The 23,912-nt window shown below is 59.0% G+C and carries 39 protein-coding genes, 1 tRNA gene and 1 pseudogene; 7 read left to right on the plus strand and 34 right to left on the minus strand.

Annotation, left to right across the window (positions count from 1 at the left end; translation table 11 throughout):
• Positions 1 to 9: 9 nt before the first annotated feature.
• Positions 10 to 444: a phage tail terminator-like protein gene (locus tag EDE09_RS19680; protein WP_132412485.1), complete on the minus strand. Its 435-nt coding sequence runs from the start codon at positions 442 to 444 to the stop codon at positions 10 to 12.
• Positions 444 to 692, minus strand: coding sequence for a hypothetical protein (locus EDE09_RS19685; protein ID WP_132412487.1), 249 nt, complete (start codon positions 690 to 692; stop codon positions 444 to 446). Before EDE09_RS19685 ends, EDE09_RS19680 begins: the two co-directional genes overlap by 1 nt.
• Here EDE09_RS19685 and EDE09_RS19690 point away from each other — a divergent pair.
• Positions 691 to 924 (plus strand): hypothetical protein, encoded by a 234-nt coding sequence (locus EDE09_RS19690; protein ID WP_132412489.1) that lies wholly within the window; start codon positions 691 to 693, stop codon positions 922 to 924. The two genes, EDE09_RS19685 and EDE09_RS19690, sit on opposite strands and share 2 nt — an antisense overlap.
• On the opposite strand, the gene EDE09_RS19695 is transcribed toward EDE09_RS19690, so the two are convergent.
• From EDE09_RS19695 to EDE09_RS19750, 13 genes are read right to left on the minus strand one after another with little or no spacing between them, the layout of a single operon-like run.
• A complete protein-coding gene (locus EDE09_RS19695) occupies positions 881 to 1,327 on the minus strand; it encodes an HK97 gp10 family phage protein (RefSeq protein WP_132412491.1) in 447 nt (148 codons plus the stop codon). The genes EDE09_RS19690 and EDE09_RS19695 overlap by 44 nt on opposite strands.
• Entirely contained in the window at positions 1,327 to 2,376 is a 1,050-nt protein-coding gene (locus EDE09_RS19700) for a head morphogenesis protein (protein ID WP_132412493.1), read from the minus strand. The genes EDE09_RS19695 and EDE09_RS19700 overlap by 1 nt, the downstream gene beginning before the upstream one ends.
• Positions 2,373 to 2,573, minus strand: coding sequence for a hypothetical protein (locus EDE09_RS19705; protein ID WP_132412495.1), 201 nt, complete (start codon positions 2,571 to 2,573; stop codon positions 2,373 to 2,375). The genes EDE09_RS19700 and EDE09_RS19705 overlap by 4 nt, the downstream gene beginning before the upstream one ends.
• On the minus strand, positions 2,573 to 2,749 hold the full coding sequence (locus tag EDE09_RS28285) for a hypothetical protein (protein ID WP_165924238.1): 177 nt from the start codon (positions 2,747 to 2,749) through the stop codon (positions 2,573 to 2,575). Before EDE09_RS28285 ends, EDE09_RS19705 begins: the two co-directional genes overlap by 1 nt.
• Positions 2,749 to 3,111 carry a hypothetical protein gene (locus EDE09_RS19710; RefSeq protein WP_132412497.1) on the minus strand — a complete coding sequence of 121 codons (363 nt, stop codon included), beginning with the start codon at positions 3,109 to 3,111 and terminating at the stop codon, positions 2,749 to 2,751. Before EDE09_RS19710 ends, EDE09_RS28285 begins: the two co-directional genes overlap by 1 nt.
• 1 nt (position 3,112) lies before the next feature.
• Entirely contained in the window at positions 3,113 to 3,607 is a 495-nt protein-coding gene (locus EDE09_RS19715; RefSeq protein ID WP_132412499.1) for a DnaT-like ssDNA-binding protein, read from the minus strand.
• 3 nt (positions 3,608 to 3,610) lie between these two features.
• Positions 3,611 to 3,991: a hypothetical protein gene (locus EDE09_RS19720; protein ID WP_132412501.1), complete on the minus strand. Its 381-nt coding sequence runs from the start codon at positions 3,989 to 3,991 to the stop codon at positions 3,611 to 3,613.
• Positions 3,992 to 4,045: 54 nt separating this feature from the next.
• Positions 4,046 to 5,089 carry a major capsid protein gene (locus EDE09_RS19725; protein ID WP_132412503.1) on the minus strand — a complete coding sequence of 348 codons (1,044 nt, stop codon included), beginning with the start codon at positions 5,087 to 5,089 and terminating at the stop codon, positions 4,046 to 4,048.
• Positions 5,090 to 5,101: 12 nt separating this feature from the next.
• A complete protein-coding gene (locus tag EDE09_RS19730; protein WP_132412505.1) occupies positions 5,102 to 5,551 on the minus strand; it encodes a hypothetical protein in 450 nt (149 codons plus the stop codon).
• Positions 5,552 to 5,554: 3 nt separating this feature from the next.
• Positions 5,555 to 6,697, minus strand: a complete 1,143-nt coding sequence (locus EDE09_RS19735) for a hypothetical protein (protein WP_132412507.1) — start codon at positions 6,695 to 6,697, stop codon at positions 5,555 to 5,557.
• A 6-nt stretch (positions 6,698 to 6,703) separates the two neighbouring features.
• The gene (locus tag EDE09_RS19740; protein ID WP_132412509.1) at positions 6,704 to 8,083 is read right to left on the minus strand and encodes a phage portal protein; all 1,380 of its coding nucleotides are present in this window, start codon (positions 8,081 to 8,083) and stop codon (positions 6,704 to 6,706) included.
• A complete protein-coding gene (locus tag EDE09_RS19745; protein WP_132412511.1) occupies positions 8,080 to 9,534 on the minus strand; it encodes a PBSX family phage terminase large subunit in 1,455 nt (484 codons plus the stop codon). Before EDE09_RS19745 ends, EDE09_RS19740 begins: the two co-directional genes overlap by 4 nt.
• Positions 9,498 to 10,112, minus strand: a complete 615-nt coding sequence (locus tag EDE09_RS19750; protein ID WP_132412513.1) for a terminase small subunit — start codon at positions 10,110 to 10,112, stop codon at positions 9,498 to 9,500. The genes EDE09_RS19745 and EDE09_RS19750 overlap by 37 nt, the downstream gene beginning before the upstream one ends.
• 23 nt (positions 10,113 to 10,135) lie before the next feature.
• Between EDE09_RS19750 and EDE09_RS19755 the strand changes: the two genes are divergently transcribed.
• A complete protein-coding gene (locus EDE09_RS19755) occupies positions 10,136 to 10,384 on the plus strand; it encodes a hypothetical protein (RefSeq protein WP_132412515.1) in 249 nt (82 codons plus the stop codon).
• Between the two features lie 319 nt (positions 10,385 to 10,703).
• Here the strand turns inward: EDE09_RS19755 and EDE09_RS19760 are convergent.
• From EDE09_RS19760 to EDE09_RS19840, 18 genes and pseudogenes are all read right to left on the minus strand, one after another.
• Positions 10,704 to 10,778, minus strand: a tRNA-Ile gene (locus tag EDE09_RS19760).
• 134 nt (positions 10,779 to 10,912) lie between these two features.
• Positions 10,913 to 11,440, minus strand: coding sequence for a hypothetical protein (locus tag EDE09_RS19765; RefSeq protein ID WP_132412517.1), 528 nt, complete (start codon positions 11,438 to 11,440; stop codon positions 10,913 to 10,915).
• A 95-nt stretch (positions 11,441 to 11,535) separates the two neighbouring features.
• Positions 11,536 to 12,150, minus strand: a complete 615-nt coding sequence (locus tag EDE09_RS19770) for a transcription termination/antitermination NusG family protein (protein ID WP_245505206.1) — start codon at positions 12,148 to 12,150, stop codon at positions 11,536 to 11,538.
• Positions 12,151 to 12,232: 82 nt separating this feature from the next.
• Positions 12,233 to 12,697 carry a hypothetical protein gene (locus EDE09_RS19775; RefSeq protein ID WP_132412521.1) on the minus strand — a complete coding sequence of 155 codons (465 nt, stop codon included), beginning with the start codon at positions 12,695 to 12,697 and terminating at the stop codon, positions 12,233 to 12,235.
• Positions 12,694 to 13,017 carry a GcrA cell cycle regulator gene (locus EDE09_RS19780; RefSeq protein WP_132412523.1) on the minus strand — a complete coding sequence of 108 codons (324 nt, stop codon included), beginning with the start codon at positions 13,015 to 13,017 and terminating at the stop codon, positions 12,694 to 12,696. The genes EDE09_RS19775 and EDE09_RS19780 overlap by 4 nt, the downstream gene beginning before the upstream one ends.
• Before the next feature lie 37 nt (positions 13,018 to 13,054).
• A complete protein-coding gene (locus tag EDE09_RS19785; protein WP_132412525.1) occupies positions 13,055 to 13,837 on the minus strand; it encodes a YdaU family protein in 783 nt (260 codons plus the stop codon).
• Complete coding sequence (locus tag EDE09_RS19790; RefSeq protein WP_132412527.1) at positions 13,830 to 14,384, minus strand: HNH endonuclease; 555 nt, start codon at positions 14,382 to 14,384, stop codon at positions 13,830 to 13,832. The genes EDE09_RS19785 and EDE09_RS19790 overlap by 8 nt, the downstream gene beginning before the upstream one ends.
• Positions 14,381 to 14,755, minus strand: coding sequence for a DUF1064 domain-containing protein (locus EDE09_RS19795; protein WP_132412529.1), 375 nt, complete (start codon positions 14,753 to 14,755; stop codon positions 14,381 to 14,383). Before EDE09_RS19795 ends, EDE09_RS19790 begins: the two co-directional genes overlap by 4 nt.
• Complete coding sequence (locus tag EDE09_RS19800; RefSeq protein ID WP_132412531.1) at positions 14,752 to 14,988, minus strand: hypothetical protein; 237 nt, start codon at positions 14,986 to 14,988, stop codon at positions 14,752 to 14,754. Before EDE09_RS19800 ends, EDE09_RS19795 begins: the two co-directional genes overlap by 4 nt.
• Positions 14,985 to 16,250 carry a site-specific DNA-methyltransferase gene (locus EDE09_RS19805; protein ID WP_132412533.1) on the minus strand — a complete coding sequence of 422 codons (1,266 nt, stop codon included), beginning with the start codon at positions 16,248 to 16,250 and terminating at the stop codon, positions 14,985 to 14,987. Before EDE09_RS19805 ends, EDE09_RS19800 begins: the two co-directional genes overlap by 4 nt.
• On the minus strand, positions 16,247 to 16,447 hold the full coding sequence (locus EDE09_RS19810; protein WP_132412535.1) for a hypothetical protein: 201 nt from the start codon (positions 16,445 to 16,447) through the stop codon (positions 16,247 to 16,249). Before EDE09_RS19810 ends, EDE09_RS19805 begins: the two co-directional genes overlap by 4 nt.
• Positions 16,444 to 17,874: a DNA cytosine methyltransferase gene (locus EDE09_RS19815; protein ID WP_132412537.1), complete on the minus strand. Its 1,431-nt coding sequence runs from the start codon at positions 17,872 to 17,874 to the stop codon at positions 16,444 to 16,446. The genes EDE09_RS19810 and EDE09_RS19815 overlap by 4 nt, the downstream gene beginning before the upstream one ends.
• A gap of 4 nt (positions 17,875 to 17,878) precedes the next feature.
• Positions 17,879 to 18,316 (minus strand): hypothetical protein, encoded by a 438-nt coding sequence (locus EDE09_RS19820; RefSeq protein WP_132412539.1) that lies wholly within the window; start codon positions 18,314 to 18,316, stop codon positions 17,879 to 17,881.
• 339 nt (positions 18,317 to 18,655) lie between these two features.
• Positions 18,656 to 18,829 carry a hypothetical protein gene (locus tag EDE09_RS28290; protein ID WP_165924239.1) on the minus strand — a complete coding sequence of 58 codons (174 nt, stop codon included), beginning with the start codon at positions 18,827 to 18,829 and terminating at the stop codon, positions 18,656 to 18,658.
• Complete coding sequence (locus EDE09_RS19825) at positions 18,826 to 19,149, minus strand: hypothetical protein (protein ID WP_132412541.1); 324 nt, start codon at positions 19,147 to 19,149, stop codon at positions 18,826 to 18,828. Before EDE09_RS19825 ends, EDE09_RS28290 begins: the two co-directional genes overlap by 4 nt.
• Before the next feature lie 979 nt (positions 19,150 to 20,128).
• Positions 20,129 to 20,371, minus strand: a pseudogene (locus EDE09_RS19830) (DUF2312 domain-containing protein); the annotation flags it as partial.
• Between the two features lie 3 nt (positions 20,372 to 20,374).
• On the minus strand, positions 20,375 to 20,686 hold the full coding sequence (locus EDE09_RS19835; RefSeq protein ID WP_132412543.1) for a hypothetical protein: 312 nt from the start codon (positions 20,684 to 20,686) through the stop codon (positions 20,375 to 20,377).
• Complete coding sequence (locus tag EDE09_RS19840) at positions 20,683 to 20,877, minus strand: hypothetical protein (RefSeq protein WP_132412545.1); 195 nt, start codon at positions 20,875 to 20,877, stop codon at positions 20,683 to 20,685. The genes EDE09_RS19835 and EDE09_RS19840 overlap by 4 nt, the downstream gene beginning before the upstream one ends.
• 85 nt (positions 20,878 to 20,962) lie before the next feature.
• Between EDE09_RS19840 and EDE09_RS19845 the strand changes: the two genes are divergently transcribed.
• Positions 20,963 to 21,616, plus strand: coding sequence for a S24 family peptidase (locus EDE09_RS19845; RefSeq protein WP_132412547.1), 654 nt, complete (start codon positions 20,963 to 20,965; stop codon positions 21,614 to 21,616).
• Here the strand turns inward: EDE09_RS19845 and EDE09_RS19850 are convergent.
• Complete coding sequence (locus EDE09_RS19850; protein ID WP_132412549.1) at positions 21,613 to 21,858, minus strand: hypothetical protein; 246 nt, start codon at positions 21,856 to 21,858, stop codon at positions 21,613 to 21,615. The genes EDE09_RS19845 and EDE09_RS19850 overlap by 4 nt on opposite strands.
• Positions 21,859 to 22,033: 175 nt before the next feature.
• Between EDE09_RS19850 and EDE09_RS19855 the strand changes: the two genes are divergently transcribed.
• From EDE09_RS19855 to EDE09_RS19870, 4 genes are read left to right on the plus strand one after another with little or no spacing between them, the layout of a single operon-like run.
• A complete protein-coding gene (locus EDE09_RS19855) occupies positions 22,034 to 22,291 on the plus strand; it encodes a hypothetical protein (RefSeq protein WP_132412551.1) in 258 nt (85 codons plus the stop codon).
• Positions 22,291 to 22,557 carry a hypothetical protein gene (locus EDE09_RS19860; RefSeq protein ID WP_132412553.1) on the plus strand — a complete coding sequence of 89 codons (267 nt, stop codon included), beginning with the start codon at positions 22,291 to 22,293 and terminating at the stop codon, positions 22,555 to 22,557. Before EDE09_RS19855 ends, EDE09_RS19860 begins: the two co-directional genes overlap by 1 nt.
• On the plus strand, positions 22,544 to 23,572 hold the full coding sequence (locus EDE09_RS19865) for a hypothetical protein (RefSeq protein ID WP_132412555.1): 1,029 nt from the start codon (positions 22,544 to 22,546) through the stop codon (positions 23,570 to 23,572). Before EDE09_RS19860 ends, EDE09_RS19865 begins: the two co-directional genes overlap by 14 nt.
• Positions 23,572 to 23,907, plus strand: a complete 336-nt coding sequence (locus EDE09_RS19870; RefSeq protein ID WP_132412557.1) for a hypothetical protein — start codon at positions 23,572 to 23,574, stop codon at positions 23,905 to 23,907. Before EDE09_RS19865 ends, EDE09_RS19870 begins: the two co-directional genes overlap by 1 nt.
• Positions 23,908 to 23,912: the final 5 nt, after the last annotated feature.

Consider the following 23,912-nt stretch of genomic DNA (forward strand, 5'->3'; position numbering starts at 1 on the left):
CGCTCTCCTTTAAGCGTAGGCTTCGTACTCAATCGTCACGGGGACGGTCAGCCATCCGTCGCGCGGGGGCTGGGGGATTTGGTAGGGCTTGCGGTAGATCTTCACCTTGATACCGCTCTCATGGAGCACCAGACCAAGCGGGAAGTGCGCGACGATCTGGTCTGCCTTCTCAAGCGGCACCCGCATGCCGGTATTCGCCGCTTTGTTCATGTGCAGCGACACTTGGAAGATGCCCCGATGCTGCTGGTGCCCGCTGTTGGCGAGCGTTCGCGTGTTGGTTCGGTTCGGGAGGTAGATCACCTCGATGTATGAATTCGGCATCTGCTGACCGGCGGCCGGAAACGGGATATTCGGCCAGGCGATCGACAGCGCGGGCGTGAACACAAGCGTCTGCAGCCGATCGGACAATGCCCGAAAGATGTTTGCTTCCACGCCTAAGGGCATTACGTTAGGTCCTCGATCACGATGCGGACTTCGCCCTTTACGGTCTCCATCAGGATCTCGTCATGCCCCACGGCAAGGTTGCCTTCGGCAGTGCGAACACAGCGCCGGACTTCACCGATTTCGTCATCGGCCATGGTGGCGTCCTTCTGAGGGATGCCGTCGAGGAAGACCCTCGCTACCTTGCCATCGCCATTGAGATGGCACCATGCGGCATAGCCAGCATCGTCCTTGTCTGATGAAAGGCGCATGTGTTACCCCTTGGTGATGTCCGAAAAGCCGCTACTCACTGACCGCGAAATCCACTCGCTTCTCAACGACGCGTGGATCATGCTGGCCAAGGAATCGGGCGCGACCGAATACGGCAACAACACCCTAAAGGCAGCTCGCCTGGCCCTATTCACTCTTCAGATGACCATGATGATGAAGATGGAGGGCATCACAGACCATACGCCTGCTGAACCCTCTTCGCGTTCCGATTGACGATTACGTCCCAGTTCTGCGCCGCTGAACGCACGAAAGCATCCGGAGGCTGCCCACGGGCGCCAAACTCCCTGTAAGCCGCATAGGCCGCCGTGTACCCAAAATAAAGGGTGTCCGAGACATCCGCTCCGGCAATCACTGCTTCAACCTGGCCGAAGTCAAATGCATAGGAGCCACCTTCGGCAGGGTACGCATTCGGGTTTATCCGAGGCATAGCCGACGTGGACGCCATCAGAGAGGCCCACAGGAACCCGGTGTCATATCGCATCCGGCCACCCTCGCGGGTCAGCGTCTGCATCTCCCGAACGACTTCCTGCGTGCTCTCCTTGAACACAGCCTCGAAAGCTTCAGGCACCTTTTCCGCAAATGCCGCGATCTTGGCTGAAAATGAAAGCTTGGCCATCAGGCTGCTCGCGCGCGATATCGACGGAGGCCGGCGGCGATGTAGTTGATCCGATACTCAAGCCGACACTTACAGCCGATCTTATGGCGCGCCGGCACTTCTGGGGCATGCGGATACATCAGCAATGTGCCATCGCCGGCGATGAATGGTTGATCGAGTGGAACCCCTTCAGCCTTATACCGTGCCGCCATCTCAACATGCTGCATGCGGGGATGCTCGGAGCCGGAATGCAGCCAGTGTTTTGTTACGTCCTGCGCCTGGATCTTGCCAGCCTCGATCTGCTGGCGGATGGCCACGTCTCGAACAGAGGACAGCGCCGTACGGGTTTCCTCCAGAGCAATCGTCTTCCCGCGGAGGAGGAGATTGCGATCGGAGAGACGGGCGACGATCTTGTCGACCATGTCGGCCGGAACAGGCTTGCCCTCCCGAATGGCTTTGGCAACGGTCCTGTCGAAGCGCCGATCCCGCGTCTTCAATTCGAGATAAGCCTTCATGCCGTCGACGTCGCCCATCAGCAGACGATCGCGATATTTCTCGATCAACTCGATCTGTGGCGCCGTCAGGCCGATAAGCCCGCCTTCCCGTCGTCCTGTGATCCTCGACAGGCGGCCGACGACATCCAAGGCCGTGCGCGTCGGGTTTTGCCCGCGAGCAAGCCCCGCCTCGAAGGCGATGCGAAGACCTTCGCGCTGGTCCTCGACGATATTGGCGACCATGGAGGAAGAGATGGTCCGCAGCATGGTTTCAGCCATGAGATTGCGCACACCGAACTGAAAGATCACCCGCGTGCCATCTTGAGCGACAAGCTGCGGAAGGCTTTGCACGGCGCTCACGCCGCCAGCGTTGAAAACCTCCTGCAAAGCCAGTTCGAGAGCCGTGAAGGCTTCCGGTTCGATCTGGATGGCGCGAATGGCTGCGGCTACATCGCCACGGTCCAACGCCTCTGTTACCGTTCGCAAGACGACGCTCGACTTGATGGCCTCGATGCTTTCGCGGAACGCCGCGGCAAGCTTGGGCTCATATGTGGCGAGCAGTTCGTCGAAGGTCATACTTCGTCCTTGGAGAAGATCACCGACACGCTGTCGGTCTTGGTAACCGAGCCGACGTGCCGGAAGAACGAGAACTCGATCTCGACTTTGACGCCTTTCGCTACGATGGAGGGTAGGACGTCAGACAGGTCTCGGACAGCCTCGACGATGTGGAGACGTGTCCGATCCATCTCAGCGGCGTGGTCTGGAGTAGCCATTACACAGCACTTGGTGCGGCTGCCTTGGCAATCTGCTTCTCAGCAGTCTTGGTCGCAGGCTTCACCAGGCCCTGCTTTTCAAGGGCAGCGGCCTTCTGCGGCGCGAGGGAGGGCGTGTCGCCGATCTTGTAGCGCTCGAACGGGACGGCGACTTCGACTTTGACCTTCTTGCTCATCACGCAATCCTTCCTTGGACGATGAAAACGACGTTCGTCACGCGGTCGTAGTTGTTCGGGTCGCCGGCGATCACATGGAACGTCTTGCCGCCGGCCGTGATGATGTCGCCGACCGTCGGCTCAATTGCGAGGCCGACCGAGGAAATGTAAATCTGCCGATCGGCCGTCGTGATGTTCGTTCCGTCTATGTACCGCTGGTCGTAGGTCATCGGCACGAGCGTGGCCGGATGAGCGGTTTCGGTTGGCTCTCCACCTTCTACCGGATCGGGAGGAGTAATGCGCGTTACCGTGCCAGCTTGGCCGAACTCGGTTATCAGCTCGTCGGCGACTGCCTGCATTTCGGCATAGTCAAAGGTCGCCATCTCAGCAGCCTACCGACCAGATGCCGAAGCAAACGAGATCTTCGTCTTCGAGGTACGGCGCAAGCATGCCGTCCACGATCGAAATGAGAGGCGTGATCGAACCGGCCGTGCCGTCGTCGCTCTTGGCCGTCTGGTATTCCTTTTCAATCTGGCCGACCTTCACGCGCTTGACCGCGCTCGACGAGGTGCCAACGACCGATAGGCTCCCGGGCTTCAATGCCTCCTGGTAGCCCGCGAAATAGGATGCGTGCTCGACCGCAACGGGGATCACGTTATCTGGGATGGCCTGACCGCTTACAATCGCGCCGGTGCGCGGCCATTGGCGCTCCTGACTGTGCGAGGCAATGAACCCGACGAAGCGGTCACCATAGACCGCGTCAATGTATTGGCTGCCACGCTGGCGAAGGACGGCAGGCGACGGCGCATTGACAGGCAAGGTGTAGCCGTTATCGGTCAACCAAGTCTCAAATGCTCCATCGCTGCCGTACCCTGCCATGACTTAGGCGTCCTTCTTGTGAAGGTCGACGAAGGCGCCTTTGTCCTCGTCGCTCATCTCTTCGAAGCCCTCAAGGTCAGCTTTGCGGAAGCTCTTCGTGACCTCCTCGCCGTCCTTGGTGATGACGAACCAGCTGCCGCCCTTGTCCTTGACGGCATAGCCGGTCTCAGGCGTAGGCGCCGGATTGGTGACGGCGGTCTTGGTTTCGGTCTTCGTTTCTGACTTTGCCTCGGACTTGCCCCCCGAAAGGATATCGTATCGGCCGGCCCAGCCCTTCGGCTCTTCCTTGACTTCCATTTCGTGGCCGACCGGCATCTCTTCGCCGTTCTTGCCGTAGATGCCGGTAGAGGTGAGACCTGCCGGCGCTTTCAAACGAATCTTCATCGGATCGTTCTCCTGTTGCGATTGGTGTGCCCCGCCCGAAGGCGAGGCGCATCATCAGGTGTTGGTGGAGTAGAAGACGCCGGACTTGCCGTTGTAGTCGGCCCGGATGTCCAGACCCATCGCGCCCATCTTCAGGAACTGGTAGTTCGCCGTCGGATACAGACGCGGGATGGCAGTCGTGTTCACTGCCATGCCGATGATGGGACGGATGAACTCGGCCGACGGAACAAAGCCGAAGAACTCGTTGCCCGAGAGCTTGAATGTCACTTCGATCTTGTTGATGCGGCGGTTCGTGAGCAGGTACTGCAGGAGCGTCCCGCCCTTGAACCCGTTGGCGCCGGAATACGACCGATCGAGGTTTCTCCCGATCTCCGGCGACACGTAGATGTTCACCTTGCCGGTGATCAGGTTCGCGTCGAGCATCGCACCGAGCGTCTGGGTGAAGAACGTATCGATAGCATCGGACGTCGTTGCCGGCGAGGTGAGATCGATGTTCGCACCAGAAGCACCGATGTTGATGGTCTTTGCGAGCGGGTTGCTGCGAATGCCGGTGCCAGTATAGCCCTGGAAGACGATCGAGGAATCGCCATTGAGGACATAATCGGCCTGATCCTTGCGGATCTTGGCGTTTGCGGCTTCCTCGTCGTCAGCCAGAGCATCGAAGTTCTCGGACTGGAGAGTGTTCCACTCGCGCCATTCCCGGCCATAGCCGTCCTGGAAGATCGGAATGGGCGTGCCACGGTAGGCATAGACGACCTTATCCATCGGGACCGGCGTCTGGCCCGACATGGACCGGATGACCGGGTTCGAGGAGTCGGACGCCACGCGGGTCATGCTGACGAGCTTGCCGATGTTGATCGGGCGAGCGAGCGCCATCAGGTCGCGCATGTAGACCTCACCCTCGTCATCGCGAAGGACGCGGCGGGTGATGCTGTCGATGTCGATCCAGGCATCGCGAGGAAGGACAGCGGCAGCGTTGGCCAAGGAAGCCATGTGCTCTTCCACCTGATGGAAGTGCTCACGGTTCATGGATACGTCTTCCCACCATTCAGCATGCGGTCGGGAGTTGGCGACGAGCTGTTCGTCAAAGTAGCGCATCTGGTTTCCCCCTTACGCCGCTGCAAGCTGGTTACGAGCAACGCGCGCTCGCACAAGCTGGTCCGAACCGGACGTGTTGTTGTAGGCCTCCTCGGCGATCATGATCACTCTCTGACCAGTGGTCGCGAGAACGAACTTGCCGGCGGCGGAGGTGGTGAGTTGCGAGCCCCGGGCGACGTTGGTGCCGGTCGGGACGCGAACGTTAAAGAACTGCTCGTCGAGCATTTCCATGCCGATAATGCGATCGTTGGCCGGCCAAGCGTCATCAACGCCCTTCATCGCCAGGTAGTTGTCCTGGGCGATGTAGACCTTGGTCAGGGCATTGGCGCCGGCCTGAGCGAAGCTCGAACCGGATTCGACCAGTGCGGTGCCCGGCAGGATCGTCGCAGCGCAGAGGCGCTCCTGGACCTGCGGAAGGGTCTCCGAGACCGGGCCCGCGAAGATCTTGTTATAGCGAGCCATGGATTACTTCTCCTCTGCCTTGGGGAGCTTGAAGCCACCCTCATTGCTTTTCGGGCGGAAGCCGCCGGAATTGAGAGGCGCAGCCTTTCCCGGCTCAGCTTTCGCGGCGAGAGCACGCAGAGTGTTCAGCGGGGTCTCTTTGGCAGTTGCCTCGTCGAGCAAGTTCGCCTTGACGACCTTGGCCACCAGATCTGCATGCTCGGCGTCGTCCTTGGCCTTCTGGTTGGCGACCAGGGCGGCATGAGCGTCGGTGAGCGGCTTGACGGCCGCGTTCACCGCTGCGGTTACGGCGTCAGCGATGGTCTTGTTCATCGCCTCGCTCGGCTTTGCTTCCGAGAGGGCGTCAACCTTCGCGGAAAGCGCCTTGAGCTGTTCTTCAACAGTCATGTCGAGTTCCTTTGTGTTCGTGGAGGGTTCCCGCTCGGAAAAGCCAAGGGCTTCCAATATCGCGGCTTTCATTTTCTCCCATGTGCCGACCGATTCACGGCGCTTGAGAGCTTCGACGAGGCGGGAGCCCGCCCAATCGATCTCGCGGTCGATGTCCTCAGTGAGTGAGGAGTTGATGACCTTGATTTCTTCCTGCTCGCCTTTGGCGTTGACCAGCATGCCGACACCCTGCTTGGGCGTTGCTGCGCCTTCCTCGTCGAGGAGGATTGCGTCGTGGTCGAACTCGATGTTGCGAGCGATGTGCTTGTAAGGAACGTCGCCGTTGGCAGCTTCCAGATTGCAGAGGAGCCCGGTCGAGGTGTGGATAGGCTCACCCTTCTCGATGGCAGCCAGGACAGCCTTGCCACCCTCGGATTGATTGGCGCGCTCGACGTCGATCACCTTGTCGAGGAAGACGCGGCCCTTCTCGCGGCGCAGGTTTTCGTTCCACGCGCCAATCCAGCCGATATTGATGCCTTCCGGATCGCGGGCGGAGACGAATTTGCCATTGATGGTCGGATGGCCGAGGGGTGCCGGCGTCCGGTTGAGGGTGATGTAGCCCTTTTCGATCTCGTCGGCGGGGTACATGATGTCGTTCATGACGACGTTGTCCGGCAGGGTAGCGCTAGGGACGATGACCACGTCCCGGCCGTTGCGCTTTTCCTTTCGGACAGCCTTGATGTTCGCCAGTGTCCTGACGTTCACACGCACCTGGGGCATGATTGATCAATCCTCTTGGGTCGGCGGCGTTTTGCCTGCTGCGGCGCCCTGCTCTTCTTCACTAAGGTCGTCGCGGTATTTATCGGCCTCGCTCAGCGGCTCGTAGCCGACAGCCGCACGGATCTCGTCATCAGTGAAGACGTAGAGGGTGTTGCCCATCTTCTGGTTGGTGTCGGCCATCTTGTTGGCGCGCTCGATCTTCTCGGACATCGAGGCTTCGGTCAGGTCAGCCCAATCGAGATACCAGTCCATTTCTGGCAGGATGCCGACCCGTTCCAGCCGCTTCACAAACGACATGATGTTCGGGATCGTCTGGTTCGCGCGGCGCGACATATTGGTCTGCGCCCACTCGTCGGCGTCTTCCTTGCTGGCGCGCTCGCCGGTTTGCATCCCGACGAGGATCTTCACCGGCATGTTGATCGATGCGGCGAAGTCCTGCAGGGCCACCGCGAAAAAGTGCTCTGGCGACGGAAGCGTGACGGGCAGAGGCTTTGCCGTCATTCCCATCAGCATAAGAAGCTGGTCGAAGCCGGCGTTATAATCGGCCACCTGGTCGTTCATCTTGTCGGCCAGATCTTCAACCTTGATCCCCATGGCGGTTGCCATCTTCTTGGGATCAGCTTCCTTATCCATCTCAAGGACAGGTGCAGACTTGGCGTTCTTCCAGAAGCCTTCGCCGCCGGCGCCCCTCACCTTCTCCAGGTCGACGAGGGAGTTGTAGCCAGGCTCAAGAGCCGACGTGCAGTTAACGGTCCCGTCGTGCGACCAGATGATCATGCGGTCCGGATGGATCATGATGCTACGGGGCTGCTTGGAGTTACCGACGGCAGCCTCGTTGAACTGGAACATCGTCGGCTCGCCGTAGGTCTCGGACGTTTGGTCCGTATCCCACTCGCTTACCTGCAACTGCCCTTCCCAAACGGGGATTACCTCGATCAAGCCGTCGAGGCCACCATTCACCCGATCGACTGGTTCATTAAAGGGCTTTCCGTCGGCGAAACGGAGGATAACACCCGCATAGCAGCCGACCATTGACCTGCGATCGGCTTCGGCAAACCGCGCCCAGAGGCGCAGATCGTCGAAACGCTGGCGGATTTCCGCCTCGAGCGTCGTTTCCTCGTCTTCGCCTGTCTGCGACCCGTCCCTCTCCTTCTCCAACAGGAAAGGGTTGTCCTGCCAGGTCTTGCCGACGGTCTTGTTGACGCCAGCCGCGGCAATACCATTTCGCATGTACATCCGGTGAAGCTGCTCGAACGTCAGGACGTCGGGATAACCGAAATCCTTGGAATGATCGTGCTTCGCGTTTGTCCCTGCGAAAATGCCGCCGAACATCGAATAGATGCTGCGATAGGCTCGGTTCCCGACGAAGCGGACAACGTTGTTCATCGGTGCTTCTTCCTCAGGAACATCGCCACGGTCGGACCTACGTCGATATTGACGTTGTCGGCCGCAATCACCGCATCAGCGAGGTTGTGCGACTTCACGCCCAAGTCCTTCTTGAGCTTCAGTTTCGGGACGACGCGCTTCTTGCCTTCCGTCTCAACCCACCACGGCACGCAAAGCTCAGTGAAGAGAGCTTCGAGCTTTTCCTTGCCCATTTCCGACGAGAATGAGAGCACGTCCTCAGGCTTGATCGATTGGCCGCGCGTCACGGCATTGAACGTGAGCATCGCCTTGCGGGCTGTGTTGGCCCAGGCCTGCGCCTTCAGGTTCAGATACTCGTCCTTGTTCAGCGGGCTGTTGTCGTTCAGCGCATCGCTCGGCTTGTCAGGATCCATGACCCCGCCGCCGGCATGGAATGCGAAGTGCTCGACGCTTGCGCCGTTCTCTTCATTCTGCTCGTCGATGTAGCCGCCGACAAACGCACCCACGCCGATCGTGTCGTAAGAGACCGTCGCGCCGGCGTTCTTGGCCTTCGCCCAAACGCGCTTGGCGTTTTGCACCAACTGATCCTTGCCGGATGACCAGTCTTCAGCGTCAGTGAAGACGCCGTCGATCTTGTCGGCCGTCGCACTCTTGTCCTCGCCGTCGTCGGCAGGGTCGAAGCCAATGATGTTCCGGCCGGTCAGCTCGATCTTCAGGACCTTGTGAGCATCCACACAGGCTTCGAGCCAACGGCGCTTGAAGATCGATAGCTCGCTGTCTCCGAGAGGCACGCCGCCATAGATGTGTTCGAACATCTCCGGGTCGCGCTCTTGCATCGCTGCGATGTCGCGCTTCGCCTTCTCGGAAAGGAACGGGTTCTCCGTATAGTTGATCTGATGCACCACGCAGTGAGGTGGCGTGTTGATGACGAAGTTCTTCCAGACGTAGTCGGTGACGAACTTCGGGTTGAACAGCAGGATCGCGAGACTGTCTTCCTTGCGGATTGTCGGCGCGATGACTGACCACTGCTCCTCGGTAAGCTTTTCTGCCTCTTCCACCCAGAGAATGTCGATATCTGAGGTGCCCTTGATTTCCTCAAGGTTGCGCTCGATGCCGTAGAATATGAACTCCGCACCGGTGGCGATGTGGATGATCGTCGTCTTCTGGACGTCGAAGGCATCTGTCAGGCCAAGGTGGCTGATCGCCCACTTCAGTTCAGTGTAAACCGATTCCTGAATGCGGTTCTGGAACCGTCGGATGCACATGACGCGCATCTTGACGCGGACATGATCGACCAACCGGACCAACTGGCAAGCTGTGTCCCTGGTCTTGGAGCTCGACCGGCCGCCATGAAGGACGGCGATGTCGTTCTCTCCGAAGAAGACCTTTTCCCAGAAATCGAACAGCGCCGGGTTGGTTAGGGTTGCGGCAGCAATCAGCCCTTCGTCTCTTGCCGCAGCACCTCGCGCCATGTCCTCGTCTCTGTCTGGATTGGTCCGCCGTTAGGGCCTGAGTGCTCGTGCTTCTCGACGAACATGCCAAGGTGCTTGCCGATGTCGACCAGCGCGCCCTTCTTGTCGTGAAGCTTGAGCTTTATCCCGCCGGTCGAGTTCTGGCTAATCTCGGCAATCGCCCCGGCCGTGTCGTCGTCGATCTCGTCGCTCGAAATGAGCTGTACATTGTTCGTCACGACATTCTTGATCACGAGGACATCACCGCCATCCGGGTTGTCTTCCTCGGTTACAAGCGTGCCTTGCCACTTGATGGCCTTGCGGATGTCGGCGAACCCGATCTTGGCGAGTTCAGCGAGAACCCGCTCTTTCGTGATGGCGAGCTTCTCGATCGCCTTTTCGGTAGCTTTTCGCTCTACCGTCTGCTCCCATTCCAAAAGCTCGGTCACCCGGTTTGAAATGCTTTGTTTCTGCTTTAGCGTCGCAGCATTTCCGCGGTTTGGTTTAAAGCCTGCGAGCCGATACGCTTCGTCTGCTGTCTTGCCTTTGGCGAGCTCTTGCGCGAACGTTTCATGCCGTGGGTTCTTTAGGACTGGCATGGGTTAACCTCAGGGACGATGAAATGGATGACGAAGCTATCGAAGACCTGATCGCCGAACTGGCTTCCCTTAACACGTTGGCGATGACCGCTTTACAAGCTATCGCCAAAACCCAAACTGACCCCAAAGCTTTCCTTGCGAAGGTGCTGGAAGACGGGTCGGCAGCGATGGAGAAGACTAATTATTACAGTCTCCCCAAAGAGCGCCGGGCGATTGTTGCGGAGAAAGCCAAGGCGCGCTTCGCCGACGCCATAACAAGCATCCGCCTTTGAAGAGAGAAAGCCCCGCCATTGCTGACGGGGCCGAAACTTCGAGGCTGGGGCTCCCCCACTCCACGCCGTAGACCGGTATGTTGACCCGTTCCGCGCCTCGCTATCAGGCTTGTGACCCTCGCATCGTCGTAGAGGCGTCAATGCCTGCCGGCTATCGTTGTCCCTCGCACCCGAATTGCCGGAGACGGTATGGAGGTAAGCCGGGGTGTGTGCCGGCGCTGGTGAACTGATGCCGGGCTACCCTCCCGGCTTGGCCGACGGCGCTGGTTGCGTATCCAGCGCTCCATGAGTTCGGGGCGCGTCGGCTTCCCCTGGTATTTGGTTGCAGGCGCCGGAATTGAACCGACTATCTCGCGGTTATGAGCCGCGTGGCTTACCGTTTGCCCTGCCTGCGTAAAGAGGTGGGCCGCAGGGTTCTGCCTGGTCAACAGCCGTCCCTTTGGCCATCAGGCCGATCCTCGCCAGACCGTATTATTGCAACGGGAGGCCGCCCGATTCTGGAAAGAGAAAAGCCGCCCTGAAGGCGGCCTATGCTACTTTGGTGCGACGAAGCGGGTTTGACCGCTCGCACGAGGGCTTGCCCTCTATTCTGTGCCGATGCGCGTCCTTCGCGTTGCTGGACCCGTCGCCCCAATAGAGGTGATTGGGTGTGCAGCAACCAAGGTGGCCGTTGCCGCACTTATGCAGTGCCATCATCGTCGGATCTGCCGGCAGTTTGTTGACCTTCAAGCACATGGCGCGGTGGGCTTCCATTTGCTTGAAATTGAAAGTCACGGCTCCGCGAGGGGTGGCGGCTGTCGAGAATGGGAAGATGATGCATTCATCGCCCTGATATTCAGAAAACAGCTTGATCCACATTTCCCCGGCGCCAGGCCGTGCTCTGCTGGGGGATATCTTGCTACCCGGCAGCCTGACTACCTTCTTCTTGAACCCGTCATCACGATGAACGTCACCGATAAACTCGGTGACGAACCGGAACGCTGTCTCAAGGAGGAACTTGTCTGGATTCTTGGTACCGCAGTATCGCCAATGCATAGGAATGCTATGATTTCCCAAGGCGCATTTCTCCTTTGGGTGGAAGTTGGATTTTCTTCCAGCTTGGCCGTCGAGTATTCCCTTTCCTCATAGGAAGGTCCGACTGCTACACCAAATCACGCTGCCGAATATAGAGACATCGAACTTTCTCGGCAAGCCTCCATTTCTTTGTCCATAGCCTGTAATTCCGCGAGAATCGCTAAAACCTGTTGACGGCTGGCCGGCGCCAGATCGTTTATTGCTGCTTCTGCCATGGCGCGGAGCGGAATGTTCTTTCGTCTGCCTTTTGGGAATACCAAGCCGAGACGTTTGTTGAGCGCGTTCCGACGATATGAGTGCGCCTCGATCAGCCGCTCCTCACGCTCGCGTTCCCATTCCTGCTGCTTCTGGAAGTCAGCGAACATGAGACTTCCGATGTCCGTGTCGCGGAAGGCGATCGGCCCACGGTCCGGGGACGGTCGCATGAAGCACATGACACCCTCGACACCCCTCACCTTCTCGAAATCGCGCTGGTGGATGTTGACGAAGACATAACCCACGAGGAGCGGGAAACGCTTCTCCCGCATCTTATTCGTCCGCTGGTGCTGCGTGATGGTCCAGAAGGACGGCATATAGACATCGATGTTCTCGTTTCGGAGGTTACGCTCGATGACGCTTTCGCCTTTCCGCCGCTCTCGCTGTAATCTCTCCTCTTCAGTCTCATCATTCGCCGGCTCCAGGATTGTTGCCATACGCTGAGATCCTGGGACCGCCCGCACCGCGTACCAATGTGTATCCGCCATCTTCATTCCTCGCTGTCGAGCCGCCGCTCGGTTATCGCATGTGGTTTTGAATTGCCTCTGCAGCTGCAGCCGCCTTCTTCGGATGCCACCGGCCCATCTGGAGACGTCGGGTATACCCGCAGGCATCGCACATGGGCTCCTGTTCGCCTGGATTGTCACCGGCCACGCATTTCTTGATGAAGCGCGATTTCCGCGTCTCATATGCCCCGCAAACGCAGCGGACGACCCAGTTCTGGCCGTTGGTCGTGACGACGTCGGCCGCGATGCCCAGCACCGTAAACCTGCCGATCTTCTTGCCAGTCAGATCTGTGAAGGAAGGCTTTTGCAGCTCGTCTCGGTTTGGCGCTCGGGTCCTGATCGGATCGGTTGAATGAACCTTTTGCAGGTTCGATGGGGACCATTCGAAATGCTCTCCCTTTCCGGTGACCATGCTTGCGGTCTTGTCGAAAGGCATGAGAGGAGCGACGGTGTCGAAGTCAGCGCGGCGGTAGCTCATTCCGCGGCTCCCGTGTATGGCCCGTCGATGAAAACGACGCGCGGAAGGGTCACCAATGCTCCGGCGGCTGTTCTCCGCATCACGCGGTCGGGATAGGATGGAAGAACCTCAGTCCGCGGCTTCTCGCTCCGGACGGGTGCGGCTGCTCGGCGGAAATAGTTCTTCCGGTGCGGGAAAAGATCACGCCGGCTGCCGGCGAGATTGCTGATGGAATCTTCGGTTGTGCCAAAGTGTTCGGCCATGTCGGCGGTCAATGTGCCGCCCTTCCACATAGCCGAGGCTTCGGCCAGCCTATCTTCGGTCCATACGAGCTTTGGCATCATTCCGCTCCTGACGTGAACTCTCTGGCAGTTACGATCATCTTCTGAAGCTCCTCTCGGATCGTTCCAATTCTTGAGCTAGGTATTCGGCTCGGCTCTGCGGTTTCTGCAGGTGAGCAAGGCCGTTCGGCTTTGGAGGCGCGGTTGATGCGGGTTTGATCTTGCCGAGGCGGGTCCACATACGCTTGCGGAGATATTTGGCTGCCGAGCAGATCGCGGTTCGACCGCCGCCCTTGGCAGCCTCGACATAAGCTGCGGACTTCGCCATGGCTTCGGAGCGGTCTTCCGGGCTCAGGTCCCGCCATGCAGCGAACGCTACATCATCGTCGTCGCTGGCAGCCGAAGGCCAATCATTGAACCAAACCGAGAATTCGTCGCGCTCGCGCGTTTCTTTTTCAATTTGATCCGAACGAAGTGAGGATAGGTCAGAGGTTGTCGGTGGCACGCCCGTATCAATGCATTTGCTTTGCACATGCATCGCATTTGCATCAACAGGTTGCTTCTTCCCTTTTGCGAACCGGGCCTCTGCGGCCGCACGCCGCTTTTCGATGATATCATCCGCTTTAGAAAGCTCGGCATCAACGCGCTTGTGCGTCCAGCCTGGGCCAAACAACATAGCAAGGATGTCGCGGCTTTCATCCCATTGCTCCGGCGACAGTTTGGCGATGCGGGCAATAACGCGCTCATTCTCTGGCAGGCTCCCGTTCTGCCAGTAATGCATGATAAGCAGCAGGTATGCCCCATGTTCAGCGGCCGTTAGGTGCCCGGTGTCGGACAGATAGTCAGCAATGTGGAGTGGCATCCAGGCGCGGTTACTCATGGCCGCCGTTCCTCCCATGGTTTGCATGGAAACCAACGGATGATTGCCACGCCTGCCGAGCGGCTATGGCGTCGGCACGTTCGACGAATGTCCCGATGGATATCCTCTTCCCCCGCAAGCGACCGAACGCCACCCACCGCTGGTCTCTCTTGTTCCACGCCACGCCTGGCACGCCACTGGTATTATCCGCTCTGAGCTTGCAGTTCTTCTGGTTGTCGAACTTGGAAACGTCGCGAAGATTGATGAATCGATTGTTGGTCCTGTCGCCACTGATGTGGTCGATTTCATCCGGGTCGTAACCGGTCACCATCTTCCAGATGACGCGGTGAGCGAGGACGGCCTTCCCGAGAAGAATACCCGATTTATATCCGGCACTATTGATGCACGTGAGGGCTTCCTTGCCAGCTTTTCTAGCATTCCAACTGCTGAATGCCTGCTGCGATGAGAACATAGAACGAGGTCTCTGGCGCCAAAACAGAAGCCCATCGTCCGGCGAATAGACAAGCAGTTGGTTGAGCGTCGTCTCATCTGGAAGTTTGTTTTTCATTTTATGACTTCCACATCGATGTTGTAGATTGCCTTGATGATCTTCTGGACGCGCCGGAAGTCACGGGTGATGACGCCCTTCACATCGACGACGCGAAACCTGCCGTCTTCCCGGTGGTCTATGAAGGCAAAGTCGGCCGTATAGCGTCCGATGATCTGTCCTTCGACAATCAGGTTGAAAGCACGCTGACGAACCAAGCCCGATATCTCGCCGGCACGATGGAGGTTCAGCAGGTCCGAATAGACCTCGCTCTCTCGCTTGGAATCGAAGGTTACGCCGTCGACGACAGTCTTTTTGGCTCCGAACTTATTCCGGCCTTTTGGCTTACCGATCTCTTCCCGGTACTGCTTGGCAGACATGCGCTCTGTCATGCTCGCCTCGCTCTGATTTCAGCCAGTTCGGCGCGAATGCGTGCGTCGCGAGCCTTCTTTTCCAGGGACCGCATAAGTTCGTGCTTGATCTGCGCGGCCGCCTGTCGGTCGGTCATCCGTTCCGCATGGCGAAGCTTGTGGATCACCTTTTCGATGACCGGTTCTGTCGTGCTGAAGTAGGCCGCTATGGCGATGTAGTCGTGACCAGCGCGGAAGAGCTCGAGGGGGTTCATGCCGCCACCTCGTCTTCCTCGATCGAGGCAGGGAGTCCGCCGGTGATCCTCCGCTCCGCGATATCGGCATACTCAGGATTGAGCTCGATCATGACGCTGCGAAGGCCGAGCTTCTCCGCGACAAGTGACACTGTGCCAGCGCCTCCGAAGGGATCGAAGACGATCCCAGGCTCGGTACCGAAGACTTCGCAGATGGGGCCACACCCAGACGGGGCGCCGCAGCAAGCGCAGATCCTCTTAGGTGTTCCAGCTTTCATGCAGCGTTCGGCCAGCGCCGGCGGGAAGGTGGCGAAGTGAGCCTCGCGGAAAGCCTTCGGTGCGATTGTCCAGACGTTGCGGGCATTCTTCGTTTCAGTCAGGTCGGAAGTGCCATCTCGGAAAGACTGCTTGCTCTTCACATAAGGATCGCCCTCAGGAGCGAGCTTGTATGTTGCTTCCGTGCGGCCTTTGCGATTGATGGTGCCGTGGGAGCCTTTCTCAACATCCCATCCACCGGGAACCTTGATCTTTCTGGAGACGGGAACGCGATCGACGTTCTGGCGGCTGTTCGGACCCGGCTTACGAGCGTGGGCGGTGCCGGAGACAGGCTCACGAATGGCCTCGTGGTCGTAGAAGTAATCCTCGCCCTTCGTCAGCAGCCAGATCTTCTCGTGCGATGATGTCGGGCGATCGTAGACCGATTCCGGCATGGGGTTAGGTTTGTGCCAAACGATCTCAGAACGGACATACCAACCGTCATCCTGCAGCGCGATCGCCAAGCGGTTCGGGATCATGCAGAGGTCTTTCGGCTTCAGATATCCGCCGGCGACAACGCGACCACCGGTTTTGACACGGCTCTGGCGATCGCTGACTTGGAAATGTCCGCGCGGCGTCCGATTGTAGTCCGGATCATAGACAGGCCCGACCGTCGAGAAAGGCTTGTCGCGGAATGTGCGATCGTCGGTACCGTCTGCCTTGTAGGCCGCTGCACTTTTGCCATTCGGCTGGGCGGCGTAGCAGTCACCGTAGTTGAGCCAGAGCGTGCCTGTGGGCTTGAGGACGCGCCAGACCTCACGGAACACCGAGACCATGACTTCGAGGTGCTCGCCAAGCGTCCGCTCAAGCCCGATCTGGCCGGCAACACCATAATCGCGGAGACCCCAATACGGCGGGGAAGTGACGACGCAGTCGACCGAGTTCGCCGGCATGGCGCGCATCGCCTCGATGCAGTCACCTACATGCATGGTGCAACGGCCTTCGAGAAGTGAGCGGGTCTGGATCATGCCGCCTCCTCGCGCTTCTTCAGCGCCTTGAGGTACGCGCCCTTGATCTCCTCGAACCGGGCGATGTCGTATTCCTTGAGCTCAATGAGATCGATCGGGCGAGGTTTCTTCGAGCCGCGCCCGTGGTCGTCGAGCCAGGTCATTGCGGAGGCAATGCGGCGGTCGAGCCAAGCGATCATTTCGGTGGGGTCGGTCATGCCGCAATCCTTCCCGCCTTGATCAGTTTCTCCATGATGTCGATGCGCTGACCAATCCACCGCATTGCATTGACGGCCATGGAGTTGCCGAGGGCTTTGTAACGAGGGCCATCAGGTGCGGTGTCCTTGCCGCGCCATGGAACGTTGGTGAAGTTATCGGGGAATCCCTGGAGGCGTTCGCACTCGATGGGCATGAGGCGGCGGACGGCCCAACCTTGGCGGACGCCGTCAATCTGATTTGCCGTTTCGCTCTGGGCCCTTGCTTGGAGCGTCGGATTGACCTCGCTTTCCCAGGCGAAACCGTTTGAGTTCTGACTGACGCTAAAGGCTACTGCCTGAGGATTCTTCTCCTGCAGTGTTTGAGACAAGTCGAAGTCCCACATTGGCGTGGACATCTGCCCACCAAAGCTGACCGGCACGATAGGAGTGCCTCGCCCGGTTCCATCCTCGCTTGCGTCGAACCCTTCACCGCGCAGCGCGTGAGCAACCAGCATAGTTGCGGCTGTCTCCGCTCCCATTCTTGGCTGCCGCTCTCCACCGGTCGAATTTCCGCCGGCCGGCAAAGTCGCCGCGATTTCTGCAACAAAGGTCTCGACTTCGAAATCTTGCCGTTGACCATGGGCCGTCAGGGCCGTCGATACGTCGATGGGTCCGCTTGTGTTGCCGCCACCGAAGGCCTCAGCTACAAGCTTTCCGCGCTCCGGATCGTCTGTGCCGCCACGGCGGCCAGCGCTTGCCGTAATTGCTCCGGCAACTCCTTTCCCCGCTTCTCGGCGCGGCGCAGAATCCCCGCGCATGCCTTCGGGCTCAAGTAGTACCGCTGCGGCACGTCGCCAGTCTCCAAGATATCCGACAAGGAAGACACGGCGCCGTCGCTGTGGGACGGCACGAGCGTAGTCGTCCACTCGGATATATTGAGCGTCAAGAACCCGGTAGGCGAACCCATACCCGCATTCTTGAACGAAGCTGAGGAACGTGGCGAAGTCGGCGCTTTCGAGCCCGTCGTCGCCTTCGACGTCCTCTTCTGCTTGTTCTTCATCTGTGTGAGAGGAAAGGACGCCGGGGACGTTTTCCCAGACGATCCAACGGGCGCGCAAGCGGCGAGCCAAGGCGAGATATTCGAGGGCGAGGTTGCCGCGCGGATCATCCAGTCCGAGACGCTTTCCAGCGACGGAAAAGGACTGGCAAGGGGTTCCTCCGACCAGAAGGTCAATAGGTCCTGCTTCTGGGCCGATCTGCGTGAAGTCGCCATAGTTGGGGATTCCGTTCTTCGCCAGCGGCTCGCCTGGCATGTTGCTACCGTAGTGGTGAGCGAGGACCGCAGACGGGAAAGCCTCGATCTCGCTGAAGAATTCCGGCGTCCACCCGAGCTTGCGCCAAGCCATGGTTGCTGCCTCAATGCCCGAACAAACGCTCCCGTATCTCATCTATTCACGCTTTCTTCTGGTTAGCTTTGCCCACCGCAGGCACAGCCATTCCCAGCCCCGCCGAAGCAGGCTTTTGGTTAGTCGTTTCATGATTGGTTCCCAGACGTTCGGACCGGTAGCGGTCCGCTGCTTCCTCGTTCACTTCGCAGACGCGGTCGTAGTAGAGCTTTAGACGCCTGTAATATTCGCCCGCGACATCCTTCATCCCCCTCGACTTGTGCTGAAGCCTAAAGAGATAGCTTTCAGGAACGCCGGTCTTCTGCGAGAGCCGGTGCCTGATCAAATAGTCCTTGTCACCGCGGCCCTGGAACTCTCGGTCCATGAGCTCGGTGTTCCAGCGGATAGCCTCTTGTAACGCGATGCTAGTCATCTGTTCCTCGGACTTGCCCTTTCCGAATCCGGAAACCGAATTTCCGGATCGTGAATCCTTATTTCCGTACATTCCTGCGCCCCTGTGCGATCTGTCTCCTTGTCCAAAGGGAGCTTTCAGATGCACCGGAGAGATGATGAAAAAGACGGCGGGAAGCGCCTTGCCGGGCTCTTGCCCGCCGTCTCCGGTCCGCCTGGGCCAACCGTTATTCCATTTCGCAGGGCACAACCGCCGCTTAGCCCTGCTGCTGGTGGCGATCCGCCATCGTCACCAGCCTCGTTTCAAAGTCTCGGATCCGTCACTCAAGCTGTCGTCATGCGACTTGCGAATGATGCTGTCCGGTTAAGAGTGCTCCGGGTCGCTAGGGAGGAGGACGACCCGGAGCGTTGACGGGCTGGAGGGGTAGCCCCGTCAATTCATGAGCCGTGCGGCTCGGACCAATTGAGGTTCGGCCTGGCTCGTTTCGTCACGTCGCTGATTTGCGAGAGCCCCAGACTTGGAAGCAAAAACGAGACCGGCGGTGATGAAGCCGACGAAGCCGCCGACGAGGACACCAGCCAAGGCGCCGTAGAGAAACGATGTCATGCGAATGCCCTTTCCCGAGCCGGGTTCAACATGGTTTTGAAGATTTCGATGGAGGTCTTGCGCTGGACGACCGGGCGGAACTGGCTAGCGTCGAAACACGGTTCAAACGTACCGCACAGCCGATAAGGCCGCTCCTGATTGCGTATTTCTTGAAGCCGCACCACGACCATCTCAGGATCTACAGGGCTCAAAAACCCAACGTCCCTGATCGTGTAGACCTCCCCCTTTTTGGGGCCGATCTCGTCTCCATACCCTCGGCCATTCAGGTGCCAATTCTCGATGCAAACGACCTTCTGGCCGACTTGGAAGTTGCACGTCATGACGCCCTCACCTCCTGCGGCTCTGTCTGCCCGCACCGTTCGCAATGGCGCTCGATCACTTCCGCGATCGACAGCACGCGTTCGCATTTCGGGCATGTCGAGTAAGGTTGGAACTGAGCTTTTCGGCTCTGAATTGCAGCGGACAGACGAGTGTTCATGCTGCCTCACTTTCCCGCGCTGCGACCTTGCAAGCGTGGCAGTGGTTCGTTCCATGACCGGCGCAGCGCTCGGGCCGCAGGCAATTAGGTCGAAGGATGAAGGTGGCCGATGGGGTATGCCTGACGAGCCCATCGGCCGTTGCGGCGTTGTCGGGATGAGCGGTTACATGATCGCCTCCTGCGAGAGGTTGATCGGAAGCGGTGGAATTAGTTGCCGGGATTTCACCGGCGCCAGCATGGTTCAGGTCAACGCCTTCCGGCCCAGCCGGGATTGCCTCGCGCCCCTTTTCCGCTGCCTCACTTCCGGTCTCAAAGGAGCCTTCCGTGGCACGGTCCATCTCGGATTTGGTGGGGAGGCCGGTCGAGACCGCCTCCCCTTCGTGGCGGCCCTCACGACCCGCAAGCAACTCGCTCCCTGTGCCGGCTGGGGAAGGATTGTCTTGCGGAACTACCTTCGAGCATGGCTTGTCGTTATTAGAGGGCCTCTCTGGTGCATTCTGTTCTTCCGCCTCTTCGCGGGCGATCATGATATCGACGGCAGCCGTCAGCGCGGCGCGACCGGCTTCGGTCTGCATGCCATCGACCACCTGCTTGATGAGGCGTGGATTGACGTCGCCGACCGGGCCGTTGCCGAACTTGGTGGCAACAGCGTCAGCGAGAACCTTATTCTCTTGGCGCGCTTCCTCGGAGATCAGGCCAGCATCGGCCATCTCGTCGAGGAGGGCTTTGTGATCAGCCATGTCTTCCGACATGATCTGCCGGCGGCGCTGTTCGCGGGACGCTGGCCTCACCTCTTCGCGGTCGAACATTTCGAACTGAGGGATCATGCCGAGGGCTTGGAGATAGGTGTCGAGGATCATCTCCTCTTCCGTCCGCTCCTGCTCATCCTTTTTTCGAAGCGCGATGACCTTCTTCAAGATCTTGGTATCGAAACCCATCGATTTTGCCTCGCCGTAAACATCCTTGATGTCGTCAGCGATGGTCTTCTTCTCTTCCTCGAGACGTTCGATGCGCTCGACGAATGCGCGGAGTTGGTCGCGGGCTACGCCGTGTGCGTCAGACATGGATTATGCCTCCTCCTTGTCGGAGAGGCGTTCAGCCTCTTCGTAGCTAAAATCTGCTTTGATCAGGAAAGCATTGGAGCGGGTGACCATCGCGTCTTCGCCGCACGGCGTGAGGTCTGCCTCTTCGAGGAGGCGCGCCACGATGCGGGCGCGCTCGGCAAGGACAGCGCCAGTAACAACGCTGATCGCAACTCTCCTAAGAAGAGCGTCGTTTTCCGATACCTTAGCGAGGAGAAAATCCTCCCGGGCCGCGTCAACAGCACGGATTGCAGCCTCGCGAGCGGTGTCTTCGGGGACCTGGCCTTCGGTGCTCATGCAGCCACCTCGGCAGACTTCAGAGCCTCAAGCACCTTGCGGCGCGTGGCGGAGCGCGGCTCGCGCCCTTCGCGGAGCTGGAAGACGAAAAGCGGATCGCTTGCAAACCGCTTCCCGAACTGGGTCGGGGTCATCGAGGTCTTCTCGATGAACTGCTCAATCGTGTTTTTGAATTCGTCTAGTTCGCTCATTCCCTATCGATAGTAGGAAATTTCCTGCTTTGCAAGAGGAAAATACCTATTGGACGTAAGAATAGGAATCTGCAATCGGATTTTCATGGACGAGCTAAGGCAAGCGATCAAAGATGCCGTGGACGCTGGCATCACTAACTACAAAGGCCTGTCGGCGGCGATTAAGAAAAATCACGCCTATGTTCAGCAATTCGTCGAGCGCGGAACCCCTCGTGAGCTAAAAGAGCGGGACGAACGGTTAATCCGTGACATTATTAGTCGCGGCCCAGGTCCGCAGACGGCACCGAGCAGCGGCCGACAGACGGCATTCAAACCGATCATCACTCCGGGTAGCGAGCTTGTTGGCGCACGGGATTTCCCAATCTTCGCTGCAGCACAAGGTGGCGAAGGTCACGTGATTATCACCTTTGATCCGGTGGAGATGGTGAAACGCCCAGCGATCCTTGAAGGTGTCCGGGACGCATATGGCGTGCTACTTACCGGCAGCTCTATGGAGCCGGCTTACTGGCCGGGTGACATGGCGCTTGTGCATCCGCATCTGCCGCCGGCGCGCGATAGCGATGTCGTCCTTTTCCATGTCCCTCCCCACAATGAGGCAGAGGCAATCATCAAACGCCTCACGTCTTTCAATGACAGCGAATGGCGGTTGAAGCAGTACAACCCGGCCATGGAGTTCACCGAAAGCCGGGTTGAATGGTCGATTTGTCATAGGGTCGTTGGGAAATATAACGCTCGCTAAGCCGCCATTTCCGCCGCTTCGTCTGGCAAGTCTCCGTAGGTGCCGAGGATTACTGCGTCGGTATATTCGCCCGTCGCTGGATCTCCAGATCTGCTGAATGCGACGACGCCTGCCTTTTGAGCTGCCAAGCGATCGAGCATCCTAAAGGCGTGCGCCTGGTCAGTCGCCTGGATGGGAATGTCCGGTAGCAAGGCGCCTCTTTTGCCCCGCGTAAAGCTCTGCACTACGAAATACGTGATCATTACGGCTTCTCCGCTGTTGGGATTTTCTTGTTGCGGCCTCTAGCCTGACTCCGATTGCAGAACAAAACAAGAACAATTTATCCGAGTCCGGAAAAATCTTATCGGCAGGATTTTTCCTATTGACAGGAATATAGGAAATTTCCTACATTGACCTCATCAACGAATGAGGACCGCGATGCACACCGCAGCAATCACATCCCACAACTTCGACACCCGCGAGATGCGGACGCTCGTATCCTTCATGCGCCGCCGGTTCCTCGTGAAGAACTTCGTCGATGTGGCCTTCTTTACCGAAAGCGAGCGCGAAGAGTTCGACCGCCTCTGCGCTGAAATGGATGTGCCGAGCGCTGCCGAGTGGAAGATCCTGATGCGGTCCACTGAGGACGAAGCTCCTGAGGCGGAAGACGCCATGCTGTTGGAGGCCGCTGAATAATGGCTGACCATTGCACAACCCGCGCCTTTGACGGCTGCTGTTGCGATCCCGGCGAGTGCCAATCGGCCTCCGCCCGTCTCGCTGAGATCAATCTCAAGATCAAGACCGTCGAGGCAAAGCGCCGCGCGGGTATGGCCCTCCTCACCTACGGCGCGAGCCTCTGCATCGTGCTCGCCCTCATCTCCCTTTCATTCGTCTTCATCGCCGTGCCGGAGAGCAAAAAGCTGGCCCGCGCCAACCAGGAGAATGTCTATGTCCAACGATAATGCATGGAAATGGTGGCAGGACGCTCTTGCCGGCAACTTCGGCCCGATCCACGACAGCGACCCGCAGCAGGGATACTACCGCACGCGGTTCAAGGATAAGCCGTGGGAGCCCGTCGCGATCTGGTTCGAGAACGGCGAATGGCACGCGATGCGCGGCGAGCGCGCGATCAACGCTGCCGAGATCTGGACGTTCTGCTGCCGGAACCCGATCTCCTATGAAGCCTATAACAAGGCTATCGACGGCGGCGGCTGGGATGATGAGCCGGAGGCTCCGGCCATCGGCCACAACCTCCCATCGGATCCGTTCGAGGCGCTGCAGGTCGAGTTTGAAGCCGAGAAGGAGCAGGTTGCTGCTTTCCTCAAAAAGCCGATCACGACGCAGGCCGACGCCGATCGCGCGGCCATCTGGTCCAAGCGGCTCGCGACGATCGCCAAAAAGGCAACCGACCTTCACAAAGTCGAAAAGCAACCGAGCCTCGACGAGAGCCGGCGCATCGACGACAAGTGGCGCGGCCTCAAGGAAGATCCGGCTGACCTTAGCAAGCGGCTCAAGCGTCACATGGATGCTTACCTGCAGGAGCAGCAGCGCTTGGAGCAGGAACGCCAGCGCAAGGCTCGCGAGGAGGCCGACCGGATTGCGCGAGAAGCGGACGAAGCACGGATTGCAGCCGAAAAGGCAGCCGCGAAACAGGTTGCCGACGGGATAGCCGACGCGGCGGCAATCGCCGAACACAACAACCGCGTGGCCGAAGCTGAACGCCTCGCACAGCAGGCAGCGGATGCCGAGCGCGAAGCTCAGGCGCGTAACGCGAGCGCCGGCCGGACCGGCGCACGTGTCGCCCTTCGCACTTTCGTCAACGCCCGCGTGAATGATTATCAGGCCGCCGCCACAGCTCTTGTCCTGATGAAGCATCCAGATCTGCTGGCCGTCATTGATCAACTCGCGAACCGCGCGATCAAAGCAGGGCAGTCTCTGCCGGGCGTCGAGCGCGTCGAAGAGCAGAGGGCTGCCTGATGTCCGAAGCAACTCCCCTGCTCGTCGCCGCTGTCAAGTTCAAGTGGCAGAAGGACGACAAGACCTATGACTACTTCATCCCGGCCGACCTGACGGTGAACGTCGGCGACCGCGTCTATGTCGCGACTTCCAAAGGCGAGACGAAGGTCGAGGTCGTGGCGATTAAGGACGCCTCTGACAAAGCGGAGAAGTTGATCCTCCGCGCGGTCGAGGACCTTCGCACCGACGAAGAGAAGGCCGCCAAGTACCCCAACGGACAGCGCAAATACTCAGAAGACCGGACGATGCTCGATGAAAAGGGCAATCGATCGATCTTCGATGACGTCGATCGATAGGAGCC

Source organism: Neorhizobium sp. S3-V5DH (genome assembly GCF_004343065.1).
In the GTDB taxonomy this organism is placed as follows: Bacteria; Pseudomonadota; Alphaproteobacteria; order Rhizobiales; family Rhizobiaceae; genus Neorhizobium; species Neorhizobium huautlense.